General features: G+C 64.7%; 12 protein-coding genes. 8 read left to right on the top strand and 4 right to left on the bottom strand.

The genetic code is table 11. The features are described 5' to 3' along the window. Positions 1 to 71: 71 nt before the first annotated feature. Both dcd and O3297_RS09740 read left to right on the top strand, forming a co-directional pair. Positions 72 to 641: a dCTP deaminase gene (gene dcd, locus O3297_RS09745; RefSeq protein WP_034755486.1), complete on the top strand. Its 570-nt coding sequence runs from the start codon at positions 72 to 74 to the stop codon at positions 639 to 641. A 122-nt stretch (positions 642 to 763) separates the two neighbouring features. Continuing rightward, entirely contained in the window at positions 764 to 1,105 is a 342-nt protein-coding gene (locus O3297_RS09740; protein WP_305048539.1) for a FlxA-like family protein, read from the top strand. A gap of 42 nt (positions 1,106 to 1,147) precedes the next feature. Here O3297_RS09740 and O3297_RS09735 read toward each other — a convergent pair whose 3' ends face one another. Then, complete coding sequence (locus tag O3297_RS09735) at positions 1,148 to 2,647, bottom strand: ATP-binding protein (RefSeq protein ID WP_305048538.1); 1,500 nt, start codon at positions 2,645 to 2,647, stop codon at positions 1,148 to 1,150. A 2-nt stretch (positions 2,648 to 2,649) separates the two neighbouring features. Then, positions 2,650 to 3,339: a response regulator transcription factor gene (locus tag O3297_RS09730; protein ID WP_034784412.1), complete on the bottom strand. Its 690-nt coding sequence runs from the start codon at positions 3,337 to 3,339 to the stop codon at positions 2,650 to 2,652. Positions 3,340 to 3,531: 192 nt separating this feature from the next. Here O3297_RS09730 and O3297_RS09725 point away from each other — a divergent pair, with 192 nt between their 5' ends. Both O3297_RS09725 and O3297_RS09720 read left to right on the top strand, forming a co-directional pair. Then, the gene (locus O3297_RS09725) at positions 3,532 to 4,026 is read left to right on the top strand and encodes a Spy/CpxP family protein refolding chaperone (RefSeq protein ID WP_305048537.1); all 495 of its coding nucleotides are present in this window, start codon (positions 3,532 to 3,534) and stop codon (positions 4,024 to 4,026) included. Between the two features lie 154 nt (positions 4,027 to 4,180). Then, positions 4,181 to 5,035 (top strand): intradiol ring-cleavage dioxygenase, encoded by an 855-nt coding sequence (locus tag O3297_RS09720; RefSeq protein WP_305048536.1) that lies wholly within the window; start codon positions 4,181 to 4,183, stop codon positions 5,033 to 5,035. Here O3297_RS09720 and O3297_RS09715 read toward each other — a convergent pair. Further along, entirely contained in the window at positions 5,032 to 6,471 is a 1,440-nt protein-coding gene (locus O3297_RS09715; protein ID WP_305048535.1) for a DUF1501 domain-containing protein, read from the bottom strand. The genes O3297_RS09720 and O3297_RS09715 overlap by 4 nt on opposite strands. A gap of 10 nt (positions 6,472 to 6,481) precedes the next feature. Then, complete coding sequence (locus tag O3297_RS09710; protein WP_305048534.1) at positions 6,482 to 8,284, bottom strand: DUF1800 family protein; 1,803 nt, start codon at positions 8,282 to 8,284, stop codon at positions 6,482 to 6,484. Positions 8,285 to 8,706: 422 nt separating this feature from the next. Here O3297_RS09710 and O3297_RS09705 point away from each other — a divergent pair, with 422 nt between their 5' ends. The 4 genes from O3297_RS09705 to O3297_RS09690 all read left to right on the top strand — a co-directional run bounded on the left by O3297_RS09705 (position 8,707) and on the right by O3297_RS09690 (position 13,610). Next, positions 8,707 to 9,273, top strand: coding sequence for a hypothetical protein (locus O3297_RS09705; RefSeq protein WP_305048533.1), 567 nt, complete (start codon positions 8,707 to 8,709; stop codon positions 9,271 to 9,273). 63 nt (positions 9,274 to 9,336) lie between these two features. Further along, positions 9,337 to 10,065 (top strand): hypothetical protein, encoded by a 729-nt coding sequence (locus O3297_RS09700; RefSeq protein WP_305048532.1) that lies wholly within the window; start codon positions 9,337 to 9,339, stop codon positions 10,063 to 10,065. A gap of 4 nt (positions 10,066 to 10,069) precedes the next feature. Next, the gene (locus O3297_RS09695) at positions 10,070 to 11,425 is read left to right on the top strand and encodes a hypothetical protein (protein WP_305048531.1); all 1,356 of its coding nucleotides are present in this window, start codon (positions 10,070 to 10,072) and stop codon (positions 11,423 to 11,425) included. A 10-nt stretch (positions 11,426 to 11,435) separates the two neighbouring features. Further along, positions 11,436 to 13,610 (top strand): 8-amino-7-oxononanoate synthase, encoded by a 2,175-nt coding sequence (locus O3297_RS09690; RefSeq protein WP_305048530.1) that lies wholly within the window; start codon positions 11,436 to 11,438, stop codon positions 13,608 to 13,610. The last annotated feature ends 8 nt before the right edge of the window (positions 13,611 to 13,618 follow it).

Genomic DNA, 13,618 nt, shown 5'->3' with positions numbered 1-13,618 from the left:
GCCATCCGGGCCGCGCCTGCAGCAAGCGTGCGGCCCCAGCCATTCCGATATTCTAGAAAGATACCCCTGCGATGACGATTAAAAGCGATAAATGGATACGCCGCATGGCGGAAACAACGGGCATGATCGAGCCGTTCGAACCGGGCCAGGTCAAGGAACGCGACGGCAACCGCATCGTTTCTTATGGCACGTCCAGCTATGGCTATGACATCCGCTGCGCCGACGAGTTCAAGTTATTTACCAACATCAACACGACCATCGTCGATCCCAAGGATTTTGACGCGAATAACTTCGTCGATGTGTCGGGCAAGGGCTATTGCATCATTCCGCCGAATTCATTCGCTCTGGCCCGTACGGTCGAGTATTTCCGCATTCCCCGCAATGTGCTGACGATTTGCCTGGGCAAGAGCACGTATGCGCGCTGCGGCATCATCGTCAACGTCACCCCGTTCGAACCGGAATGGGAAGGCTATGTGACGCTGGAGTTTTCCAACACGACACCATTGCCGGCGAAAATCTACGCCAACGAAGGCGTGGCGCAAGTGCTGTTCTTCGAGTCCGATGAAGTGTGCGAAACGTCGTACAAGGACCGCGGCGGCAAGTACCAGGGCCAGGTTGGCGTAACATTGCCGAAGACCTGATCGCCGTGCAGGGAGGGGCGCCAGCCGTCTTTCCCTGTCTTTACCTGCCTTTACACCTGCCGCCCTACATCCGCCCTCCATGCTTGCCGTTAACCTTGGTATTGAAACACTGAGGAGGCAGTATGGTAGCGGCAATCGGTTCAGGCGGCGGGGTCAGCGCGGCCAGTAGCGCCAGTGCGGGCAGCGGTTCGCAGATCGCGGCGCTGCAAAAGCAGATCACGGCGGCGCAAAAGCAGTTGACGGAGTCGCAGAAGGGCGAGCAGACGGAGGCGTCGCAAAAGCTGCAGCAGCAGCTGGCGCAGCAAATCCAGGCCTTGCAGGCGCAAATTGCCCAGTTACAGGCGGCCGCCGCACAAAAGGCGGCGCAGCAGGATGCTCAACCGGCCAGCAGCGCCGATACGGCGACGAGCCCGGCCAAATCGACCTCGTCCACCTTGGGCAGCATCATCGATACGCAGGCGTAACAGCATTCTCCGCGCATAAAAGACGCCAGGCTCGCCGACAGGTCAGCCTGGCGTTTTGACGGGCAGCAGCATTTCCACGCACAGGCCGCCACCGCTGCGCAAGCTGGCCCCGATGCTGCCGCCATGGGCGTTGATGACGTGCCGGGCGATGGCCAGGCCCAGGCCGTGGCCATCCGTGCTGTGCTGGGTATTGCTGGCGCGGAAGAACGGTTCAAAAATGCGGGCCAGGTCGGCGCTGGCCACGCCGGGGCCACGGTCCAGCACGGCGATGCGCAGCCAATCCTGCTTGCCATCATGCAGGCGCGACAGCTCCACGTCCACCGTGCCGCCATCGGGACTGTGCTTGACGGCATTGCGCACCACGTTTTCCATGGCGCGCGCCAGCAGTTCGGGCTGGCCCGTGACGCTGGCGTCGGCCATGGCCGCGTCGACCGCCAGGTCGATGCCCATCAGGCGCGCCCTGGCTTCATAGCGGGCGTCGTCCACGATGTCGTGCACGAGGTCGGCGATGTCGACGTCTTCGCTGTGCGCGTGCGCGGCGCCCGCTTGCACGGCGCCCGCTTCCAGCCGTGACAGGGTCAGCAGTTCACCGATCAGTTTATCCATGCGTTCGCTTTCGCGTTCGATGCGCTGCATCGAGGCGGCCATCTTTTCCGGCTGCTGGTGCGCCAGGCCGATGGCGGCCTGCAGGCGCGCCAGCGGCGAGCGCAACTCGTGCGAGACGTCATGCAGCAAACGCGTCTGGCTATCCATGAGGCTGCGCAAACGGCCCGTCATGCGGTCGAAATCGCGTCCCAGGTCCGTCAATTCATCGCCGCGCTTGCCGCTGGCGTGAAAGCGCGGCGCCAGGTTGCCGTGCGAAGCGGCTTCGAACGCTTGCCGCAAGTCGCGGATGGGGCGCGCAAAATACCAGGCCAGCAAAAAGGCGAACAGCAGGCTGGCGGCGATGGCGGCGGCCAGGGGAATGAAGGTGCGGTAGGGGCTGTCCATGCGCGGGGGCATGCCGCGGCCGAATTCGCCGCGTGGCGGCGGGGCGCCCGCGTCGTTGGGCCGCGGACCGGGTCCCATGGCGCGCGGGCCGCTCATGGCGACGGCGATGAGCGTGTCGCGCGCGGCGCCCGCCTCGGCATTGCGGAAACGTTCGGACGAGGGCAGGAACAGCAGGTAGCGTTGGCCGTCGCTGCCGGCCGCTTCGCGCACGACAGGATGGGCCTGGCCCTGTTTCAGCATGGCGCGCGCCTTGGCCAGCATGGCGGGATGCACGGCGCGGCCCATCAATTCTTGCCCTTTGACATCGACGGCAAACACGCGCATGCGTTCGAGCTTGCCCAGGAATTGCCGCAATGCCTGGCTGCCGCCCGCTTCCAGGGTGGCGCTGGCGGCCTCGATGATCATTTGCGCAGGCGGGCTGGTATCGATGTCGAGGGCCCGTTCCTGCTGCGCGGCCCGGTTTTTCAGCCAGAAGGTGCCGCCGATGCCGATGGTGGCCGTCACTTGCGCCAGCATGATGCACAGAAAAAACTTCCAGAACAGGCGGCCCACGCTTACTCCTTGATCAGCTGATAGCCGAGACGGTACACGGTTTGCAGGCAGGAGCGGCCGTCGGCCAGGCTGCCGAGCTTGCGGCGCAGGCTGCTCAAGTGAACGTCGATATTGCGGTCGAAGCGGGCCATGGGCCGGCCCAGGCCCAGTTCGGACAATTGATTCTTGCTGACGGGCTTGCCCGCATGGCGCACCAGCACTTCCAGCAGGTTGAATTCCGTGCTCGTCAGCTCCAGGTGCATGCCGGCCCAGGCGGCGCGGCGCTGTTCGGGCCACATCGTCAACTGGCCCACGGTCAGCGGCGCCAGGCCCGACGTATCGGGCGGCGCCGCTTGCGCACGGCGCAGGATGGCACGGATGCGCGCCGTCAGCTCGCGCGGCGTGCACGGTTTGGTCACGTAATCGTCGGCGCCCAGCTCCAGCCCCACGATGCGGTCCGTATCGTCGCCGCGCGCCGTCAGCATCAGGATGGGCAGGTTGCTGCCGGCGCGGATGCGGCGCAGGGTTTCCAGGCCATTCATGCGCGGCATCATGACGTCGAGGATGGCGATGGCATACAGGCCCGTCAGCGCTTCGGCCGCACCGCTTTCGCCGTCATGCACGGCGCGGGCGTCAAAACCTTCCTGCGTCAGGTATTCCTGGAACATGCCGACCAGTTCCACGTCGTCATCGATTAACAAAACCTTGCTCATGCCTGTGCTTTTTCGGGTGAATATCGCCCGATGATAGCAGTCAAAGGGGGCTGTTCACGGTGGTTTTACCCGCTTTTACATACGTCTGCTTACATTCCGCTCCTTTCCTTTACACGCTTTTACGCGGCCCTAACGTTGCTTTACACGCCAGGCGCCGACAATCAGGGCTGACCGCCACGAAAGGAAAGCCCGATGAAATACCTGAGTATTGCCGTATCCCTGTTGCTGCTGTCCGCCTGCAGCATGCCGCTGCTGGCACTGGCCCAGCAAGAATCCGCACCGGACGGCCCGCCAGCGCGCACCGTGGAAGGACCGCCGCCCGGCTTTGGCCATGGCCCGGGCGCGCCAGACTTGCCGCCGTTCCTGCACGGCATCGATTTGAGCGAAGCGCAGCAGGACAAGGTCTTCGCCGCCACCTATGCCCAGGCGCCCTTGCTGCGGGAACAGGAAAAGATCGCCTTCAAGGCCCATGCGCAGCTGCGCGCGCTGGCCGGATCCAGCGCCTACGACGATGCCAAGGCCAGCGCGCTGGCGAATACGGCGGCGCAAGCCATGGCAAAGATCAGCTTGCAGCAGGCGCGGCTGGAGCAGCAATTGCTGGCCGTGCTGACGCCGGAACAGCGCCAGCAGGCTCAGCAGTGGCACGACAACCGCCAAGTTCCACGCGGCCCCCGGCGCCTCCCGTAAAACGCACGCGCGATCACAGGGAGAGTCAGCATGCGCATCCATGCCTTGCGTCCGGGCAGCAGCTTGCAGGCGCTCTCGCGACATGCGACACAGGCGCTGTTCCTGTGCGCCAGCCTGAGCCCCGCCTTGGCGGGCTTGCCTTGATGGAGTATGTATGGAATTACATGATCACGGTCTGGCATCCGACCTCGAAATGATGCGGCAACAGGCAGCTGAGCGGCGGCAAGTGTTGCGCTGGCTGCTGGCCGGCGCCGCCACCTTGCCTTTGATGAGCTGCGGCGGCGGGTCGGACGCCAGCAGCACGGGAAGCAGCAGCGCTGCCACTGGCAGCGCCGGCACCGTCACGATACCGGCCACGGGCGCCTGCACGGTGATTCCCGAAGAAACGGGCGGGCCGTACCCGGCCGACGGCACGAACACGAATGGCGGCAGCATCATCAACGTGCTGAACCAGTCAGGCGTCGTGCGCAGCGATATCCGCGCCAGTTTCAATGGCGCCACGGGCATGGCGGCGGGCGTGCCATTGACCATCAATTTGCAGTTGCTTAACGCCAGCGGCAGTTGCGCCAGCCTGGCCGGCTACGCCGTCTATCTGTGGCATTGCAACCGCGAAGGCTTGTATTCGCTGTATTCGAGCGGCGTGACGGCGCAGAATTACTTGCGCGGCGTGCAGGAAACGGACAGCGCCGGCAACCTCAGCTTCACGACCATCTTTCCCGGCTGCTACGCGGGACGCATGCCGCACGTGCATTTCGAGGTCTATCCCAGCCTGGCCAAGGCGGCCTCTGCCGCGAACCGCATCAAGACGTCGCAGTTTACTTTTCCGATGGCAACGTTGAGCGAGGCCTACACGGCCAGCGGCTACACGGCCAGCGTGCGCAACCTGTCGCAGATCAGCTATGCCGCCGACAATGTCTTCAGCGACGGCACCAGCTTGCAGATGGCCACGGTGACGGGCAATGCCACGCAGGGCTATGTCGTCACCCTGATTGTCGCCGTGAACGGTTAAGTTGTCGTCATGAAACCCAGGTCGCGCCGGCTGAAGTTGCCGATGTTCGGGAACACCCCGGCCAGCTGGCTGTCGGCCACGCCGAACCACTTGGCCAGGGTGGCGCCGTACTGGTCGACGGAGGTGGTCGGCAGCAGGGCGCCGGAACCGACGTCCAGCTCATGGCCCAGGCCCGTGACGGGGAAGGCGCCGTAGATGTCGCGGCCCTTCACGGCGCCGCCCACGACAAAGTGGTGCGCGCCCCAGCCGTGATCCGTGCCGTCGCCGTTGCTGCTGAAGGTGCGGCCGAAGTCCGACGCTGTAAACGTCGTCACCTGGCGTCGCAGGTCCGCGCCCTGCAGGGCCGCCAGGGTCGTGTCGAAGTACGCCAGCGCATGGGCCAGGCGCGCCATCAGGTCGCCATGCAGCTCCTTCTGCCGGTCATGCGTGTCGAAGCTGCCCAGGGTTACATAAAACACTTGCCGTTTCGCCCCCAGGGCGCCGCGTCCGCCGATGATGCGCGCCACGGTCTGCAATTGCACGGCCAGCGGATTGACGCTGGAAGCGCCTGTGTTCGGATTGATGTAGGGCGGGGGATTGGGCACGCCGCCCGCGCCGGCTGCCAGCATGGCGCCGCTGAGGATGCTCTGGCTGGAAATGGCGCGCTGCACGACGGCCACGTGTTCCTGTTCGATCAGGTCGCTTCCCGCATCGTTGATGATGGCTTGCAGCGCACCCGCCCCGCCCGTGCTGCCAAACGGGTTACCGCTCAAGCCGCGGATGGGCACGGCGCCCGCCTGGCCCACCTGGAACTGGCGCACCTGGCGTCCGCTGAGAAAAACGGTGTTGCCGGCCGCCGAGATGGCCGTGAAGGTGGCGTTGCTGTTGCCCGCGCCCGCCACGTCGCCGATGCGTCCGCCCCAGCCCGTGCTGGCCCCTTCCGGCGCCCCGGATTGCCATGTCGACTGCTGGTCGCTGTGCGAAAACAGCTTGGCTGGCAAGGCGACGCTGCCTGCCTTGTACTGCGCCAGGGTGGTGGGCTGGATCAGCGTGCCCACATTGGCCACGATGGCGGCGCGGCCATTGTCGAACAAATTTTTCAATGGCCCCAGCTGGGGGTGCAGGGCGAAGGCGCGGCCCGTTTGCGCGGTGGCGGGCACGACAGGCAGCACGCCGCCCGTCTCGCCCACGCCGGGCAGATGGATGGAATCGCCGCCGCCCGTGTTGCGCAGGCGCAGGTATTCATTCCATGAGGTGTTGTCCGTGGCCAGCACCGTATTGAAGGTGTCGTTGCCGCCTGCCATGAACAGGCACACCATGGCTTTGTAGTCGCCGGCCGATTGCGCGGCGGCATTGCCCATGGCGGCCAGGTTCAGGGCGAACGGCGCGGCGGTGGTGCCGGCCAGGCTCAGCATGGAACCGAGGAAACGGCGGCGGGAAAATGGGAGATTTTGCATGTGATCGATCTTATTTTTGCACCAGATAGGCAGGCGAGGCCATGGTCAGGAAAATGGCCAGTTTGACGCGATTGGCCTGGGCGGCGGCAACTTGCGTGGCATTGCTGGCCGTGGCCGTGGGGATGGTGATGGTGTTGAGTGCCGAGATAATCTGGCCCCGCAGCTTGGCGGGCATGCTGCCATGCATCAAGAGCAGGTCTATGCGGTCGAGCAGGGCGGCTGTGTCGGCGCCGAGCGCCAGTTCGCGCGGGTAGCTGGCCTGGACGTCGCGGCCTTCGCCCACACCGGCAATAATGGCGTCCTGAATATAGTTCAGGTAACCCGTCACCGACGGTTCGGACGTGATCTGCAGCTCTGGGGCCACAAGCCCTGCGCTTGCGAGGGCGGAATTGGGGGGCACATACCCTGGCCGGAAGAAGCTGAAGACGGAGGCGGGGTTGAGGGGATTCTGGCCCAAGCCGCTCAGTGGATCGTCCAGATAATAGATGCGATAGCGCCCGCTGGCTGCTTTTGCGTCGAAAGCACGCATCCAGCCGGCCAGGCGCAGCAATGGTTCGCGCAACTTGCCAGTGCGCATGGCCGTGGTGGCCGGCGCCAACGCTTCCGGATCGAGCAGTACGGCGCGGATGACGGCCTGCATGTCGCCGCGCACGCCGCTGCCATTGTTGGCAAAGGCGGCAGCGACCCTGCCCACATAGGCGGCGCTGGGATTGCTGCTGACGAGGCGCTGGATCAGCTGGCGGCCAAAGAAGGGGCCTGCGTTGGGGTGGTTGAACAGGGTATCGAGCGCCACTTTCAAGTCCGCTTCGCCGCTGGTGGCGCCGGATATGGTTTGGCCAAGGAAGCGCTTTTCACCGCTGGAATGGAAGAGCGGATAGTTTTGCATGGGTTTCCAGTCGCGGTCGGGATCCGGTGTGCCGCTGTGGAATCGTGTAGTGCTCAGGTCGGGGCCCGCCCAGCTCCAGCCCGTAAACACTTTCGCCAGGCCCGCCACATCGTCGTGCGTGTAGGTCTCGATGGGTTTGCCTCCGGCCAGTTTCAGGCTGCCATCGGGATTCAGCTGGTACAGACCGATGGTGAAAAGTTGCATCAATTCGCGGGCGAAATTCTCATCGGGTGTGCGCGTGGCCGTTTCTTTCTGGTTACGCATGTGGGACAGGTACAGCCCCATCATCGGATGCAGGGCCACGCCCTCCAAAAGGTCGCGGAAATTGCCAAAGGCCCGCTGGCCCAGCATGTCGTAGTAACTGGCTACGCCGCGTGCTTGCGCATGCACGGATTCGTTTTGCATGGAAATGACGAAAATCTCTGACAGGGCAAAGGCCATCCGTTGGCGCAATTGATCTTCGCCCTGGATAGCCTGCTTCCAGAATGTCTCGTATACGGTGACGAAGTTAACCCGGTCTCCGCCGGCAGCCTGCGCCGCCAGCATGCTGTCGATATATTTGCGGTGCAGGGTTTGCGGCTTGGAGAACTGCGCGCGGAACCATGCAGCGCTGTCGCTGGCGGCCAGCGCATCGATGGCCGCCATGTTGGGGCCGAACGTGGCGCGGCCCAGGAAGCGCGACGCTTCCTGGCGCGTGAAGGTGGTGGCCGCCTGGCCGGCCGGAGGCGTGGTCAGCGGCGGCGGAATGGTATCGCCCGGCGTGGTGCCGGGGGCTGCCGGATCGCCGGGGGCGGTGGTCCCTGGAGGAACCACCGAGATGTCCGGGTTCTGGATGGCGCCGGTCTTGCTGTCGCCGCCACCGCCACATGCGGCAAGCAGGCTGAGCAATGTGATGGCCAGTAAACGGCGCAAAGTTGGGTCTGTCATTTAGTTTCTCTCGGGCAATCAAATTTTAGCCCATTAATTGTAGGCCCTAGCTACCACAATCCTGTTTTCAATTAACTATTTACGTGTTGGCCACGTTTTCATTTGCCTGACGTTGGCGTGGTGTTGATGCTGTTTTCGGCGCTGTAGGGCGAACTTTATTCTTTGAAAATGAAAAATATTTTTTGCCGATTACGTGCACTGTGGCGGATAGGCGACGTAATCATTCCCGCCAATTAAGCTTGTTTGAAAGCTCATCTTGGCAACGAAACTCGCTTCGCCGGAAACCATGGTTTTTACGTCATCGGCGAAATGCCGTTCGCCACCCGCTCCGTTTTTCCCCGCGTCCTTTCCCTGCGCATGGCTGGCATGGCCCTTGCGTCAGGGAGGCATGGGTCACCCGCCCGCCTTCACCGGAGCCTGCCATGACCAGCCGTCTGCTCGCCTATCGTCCCGAAATGGAATTGCCTGAAGCGCCGGGCTTGCTGCCCCTGCAGCAGGAAGACGAGCTGGCACTGGCGGCGCAGTTGCTGGAACTGCAGGCGCCGGCCCAGTTCGACGCTTTCCTGGCGCGCCAATTGGGCGCCACTGCGGCGGGCCGGCAAGTGCGCGGTACGCCGCTGGAAGGACCGCTGCACCAGCTGCTGGGCAAGGTGGTGGCGCCGCTGTTGCCGCTGCATGGTGGTTCGCCGCAGGCGCTCAAGCGGCGCGCTGCCGGCATCTTCGGCATGGAACTGGAAGGTTTGAGCCCGGAAGACAAGGAATTCGAACTGGCGCGCCAGGTCGTGCATCTGATCGATGCCGTCAATACGGAGCTGGTGCAGGACGGCGCCACCGGCGCGCGCGCTCCCAGGGCGCGGGTGGAAACGGCCCTGCTGCAAGTGGCACGCAGCGTGGCGCCAGGCTTGCTCAGGCAGGCGGCGCAAACGCCAGGACGGGACGCTGGCCGCTGGCGCCGCGAGGGCGGGCACATCGTCGTGCTCGATTGTTAGCCGGACGGCCGGTCTGTCCGGCAAGGTAGTCCCAACCGAGGTTATAACTTTGAGGAGCTCATCATGCATGACTTGGATCGTACGACCCTGGAATACGGACAGGAGATGTCCGGTTTTGAAGCGGAGCAGTTCGAGTTTGGCCAGGGCGAGTGGAGCGGCGAGGGCGGCGCGAACGCCATGTTTTCCGAGACCGAGGAGATGGAACTGGCGAATGAATTGTTGTCGGTCAGCAATGAAGCCGAACTCGAGCAGTTTCTCGGCAATTTCCTGCGCAAGGCTGCTTCCGTCGCGGGCGGCATCATCAAGTCGCCCGTGGGGCAAGCCATCGGCGGCGTGCTCAAGGGCGTGGCGAAGAAGGCCATTCCCCTGGCCGGCGGCGCCATCGGTGGCTATTTCGGCGGCCCGTTGGGGGCCAAGATAGGCAGCGGCCTGGCCTCGGCCGCTGGCGGCGCGCTGGGGCTGGAAGCGGAAGCGTCGTCGAACGAGGACCGCGAATTCGAGGGCGCGAAGCAGTTCGTGCGCCTGGCCGCCGATACCGTCAACCGCGCCGCGCAAGCGCGCGGTGCGGGCGATCCGCGCGCCATTGCCCAGTCGGCGGTCAGCGCGGCGGCGCGCCAGTTCGCGCCAGGCTTGCTGGGACGCCCCGGCAGCCAGGTCTCGACGCAGAACGGCAGCGGCGCTGGTGCGGGTGGCGGCATGGTGCCGGGCGGTGCGCGCAGCGGCGCCGGCATGCGTCCGTCCAGCGGTCGCTGGGCGCGCCAGGGTCACAAAATCGTCCTGTACGGGGTCTGACATCATGGCCATCGGCGCTTATCCTGCCTGGATGCTGGAGCAGGAGGCGCGCTCGCTGCTGACGCGGCTGGCGCGGCTGGAGCCGTTCGCGCTGATCGAGCCGACGGTGCTGGCGGCGGCCCTGATGCCCAGTGCCCAGTCGGCCATCGAAAGCCAACTGGTACAGGGCCGGCGCGCATTGCGGCGCATGGTGGCCCAGTTCCAGTGGTGGCTGCGGCGCGAGCACGCCGATGGCGCCAGCATGGCCACGGCCGCCGAGGCGCAGCGCCGTTTTACCTTCCTGCGCCTGAAGTTCAATGCCGCGCTGACCCAGTTCGATCTGTTCAACGAAGTCATCACCCAGCGCAGCGAGCACAAGACGGGCGTGTGGCTGGCCGGCCTGGACATCGTTGCCGCCGACGCGCTGGCGCTGCCCGGCGATGTGTACCAGGCGCCGCCCGTGATCTGCTACCTAGACCGGGGGCCGGGCGCGGCCATCCGCCGTGCGCGCACGCGCCTGCCCGGCGGCGGCGACAATCCCGTCGCCATCATCCGCCTGCCGCGCGAACGCATGATCGGCAGCAGCATCGCCTCGTCGCTGGTGCACGAAATAGGCCACCAGGGGGCTGCGCTACTGGACCTGGTTGCCTCCTTGCGGCCCGTGCTGCAAGCGATGCAGCATGGCGGCAGCGGCTTTGTTCACGTGTGGCAATTGTGGGAGCGGTGGATTTCCGAGATCGTGGCCGATTTCTGGTCGCTGGCGCGGGTCGGCGTGGCCGCCACCCTGGGCCTGATCGGCGTGGTCAGCCTGCCGCGCGTGTTTGTCTTCCGCCTCAATATCGACGATCCCCATCCAGTGCCATGGCTGCGGGTGCGCCTGAGCTGCGCCATGGGACGGGCCTTGTATCCGCATCCGCAGTGGGACCGCCTGGAGCAGCTGTGGCTGTCGTACTACCCGCTGGCCGGCCTGCCGCCGGCCCGGCAGCGGCTGCTGGAACAGTTGCAGGCCAGCATGGCTGCCCTGGTGGGCTTGCTGGTGCAGCACCGGCCGCCGGCCTTGCGCGGCGGCTCGCTGGTCGAAGCCATGGCCGTGCACACGCGCCAGCCGGCCATGCTGGCGCAGCTGTTTCGCAGCTGGAGCCTGGCGCCGGGGCAGATGTACCGGGCGACGCCGACCCTGGTGTTCGCCGTGCTGGGCCAGGCGCGCGCCAGCGGTGCCTTGAGCCCGGAAGACGAGAGCGAGCTGCTGGGGCGTTTGCTGACCCACTGGGCCCTGCGCAGCACCCTGGACACGTCGGAACTGTGCGCGGATGTCGTGCGGCATGGCCGCCAGCCCGGCAGGCCGCTGCCGCCCCTGGCATCGCGTTTGATTATCCATTGAGGAGAATGACATGAGCAGCAAGATGAGCAGCAATATGGGGGGCAAGATGAGCCGCAGGAGCGGGGCGGCGGGCCAGGCGGGGCCGAAACACCACGGCGGCAGCATCGCTGTCACCGTGCACGAGCAGGACAGCGGGGCCATGGTCATCAATGCCGCCATCAGCCTGTACCGGGGAGCGGAGGCGGATTGCCATGATTTCAATGCCGCCACCTGGGTAGCCGATCCCGCCATGCTGGTGGGCGTGCGCTGGACGGATGGTCATGGCAGTACCGTGTTTGCCGACCTGGCCACGGGCAGCTACGTGGGGGTGTATGGCAATTTCCCCGCCACGGCGCCGCAGTGCGTGACGGTGCAGTCCGGCTGCAGCGCCGTGCTGTGTTTCAAGCCGCAGCTCAATCCGCAGGTGGGGCTGGTTTTTGAAACGGCGGACTGCCATCCCAGCGACTGCAATTTTGGCAGGGTGGGTGACCGTGCCGTGGCCACCGTCTCGTTTGACGGCGATCAAAGCGCAGACGGGCGCGACCAGGTGCAAGTGCTGGCCGCCGCCCCGTGGGTACCCATGCGTGGGGCGCCGAATGCCTTTTCCACCCCCGTGCGGCGCGCCGGCATGCACCGTTTCACGGGGCAGATGATGCTGTCGCAGCGTCCCGAGCTGCGCAATGCCTTGCCCGTGCCGGAAGGGCTGAGCCCGAACGCCATGCTGGCCGTGGACGCGGAATACGAGGCGGAGGAGCGCCAGCCTCAGCCTATCTCGGGCAATGTGGGCGTGTCGCTGACGCGCACGGAAACGGAGCCGACGGAAGACTTGCCGCTGTGGACCCTGATACGCAACAGCACTGAAGCGATGTCGTTTACGAATTACCTGCATTTCATGGACAGCCTGTTTTGCGGCGACCTGGCCAATGTGCGCGGCTTCGAGCAGGAACGCTTCGTCAAAAAGGCCGACATGTTCCAGCAGCTCAAGCAGCGCCGCGCGCTGCCGTTCTCGGATGCCGATTCCTACCGCGTGCTGAAAGTGGCGACGGAGGCGTTCGTGATGGTCAATTGCGGCGTGCTGAACCAGCCGCTGGCCTTCAATCCCGCAGAAGACAATGCCTACCTGGACCGGCGCGACATCCCCCAGGGGCGCGACCTGGAAACCGTGCTGCGCAACGATTACCTGGAAAACATCGATGGTTTCCAGACCTTGCCCTACCTGGCCGTGATCCGCCGCAAGCTGCCCGACATCCCCATCAGCATCCCGCGCGGCCAAGAAGGCGAAGTGGACCTGTGCTTTGGCATCATCCAGGAAAAGCTGGCCAATCCCTGCCTGCTGGAACTGATCTGGTCGTACTGGCACGAAGAGGGCATGCTGGTACAAACCATGAATGCCATCGCGCAACGCTTCCAGAATCTGCGCGCGCCGGGCAAGCAACTCGATCCCCTGTCTAACACGGAAATCGACATGCTGCGTCCGTTGAATAATTTACTCTGGGGATACACGCAGGATGAGCAGCATCGGCTGACCGTGATGCGCCGGAACTATGAGTATGACCATCACTACGGTGTGCGCCTGGATGGCAAGGCAGTGCAGCACTTCCGGCCAGCCGATAGCCGCTCCAAATTCCTGGAAGCGTTCCACCACTTGCTGCGCCTGCTCACTTCGTTCTACAAGCAGGATGACGACACCACCGTGAAGGCGGACGCCTTCCCCGTGCTCAACGCGCTCAAGGAAATTCATTTGATCCTGTCGCAGGGCGCGCACAACCAGTTCGGCGATTTGCCGTCGACGGCGCGCATCGAAATGCTGATGCAGCAATGGATGCTGGCGCGCCCCGAATTCCGTGAATTTTTGCCTACGCGCGTGATGGTGGCGTATCCGGAACCGTGGATGGACAGGGTCGATGCCATGAAGAAATTGCAGGGCTGGACGGATACGAGCGTGATGCACTTCCGCAACCTCGCCATCTTCGGCGAGCAATTGCTGCTGTCCGTGCGCTATGGCAACTGGAGCGACATCTATGAACCGACGCAGGCATTCAACTGGGCGCGCTTCTGGCGCCCGCAAGTGCAAGGCTACATCCACGGCTACCGCGCCGCCACCGGGGTCGACCTGTCCGTCGACAGCAGCGACCCGGCGATCGAATCGACGATGCCCTCGGTGTTGCTGCGCCAGCGCCTGAGCCAGCAGCTGCGCAGTGTCTAGGGCGGGGG

The organism is Janthinobacterium sp. SUN128 (assembly GCF_030587275.1).
GTDB lineage: Bacteria > Pseudomonadota > Gammaproteobacteria > Burkholderiales > Burkholderiaceae_D > Janthinobacterium > Janthinobacterium lividum.
The sequence above is the reverse complement of the archived record's forward strand: the minus strand, read 5'-3'. Positions and strand labels throughout refer to the sequence as shown.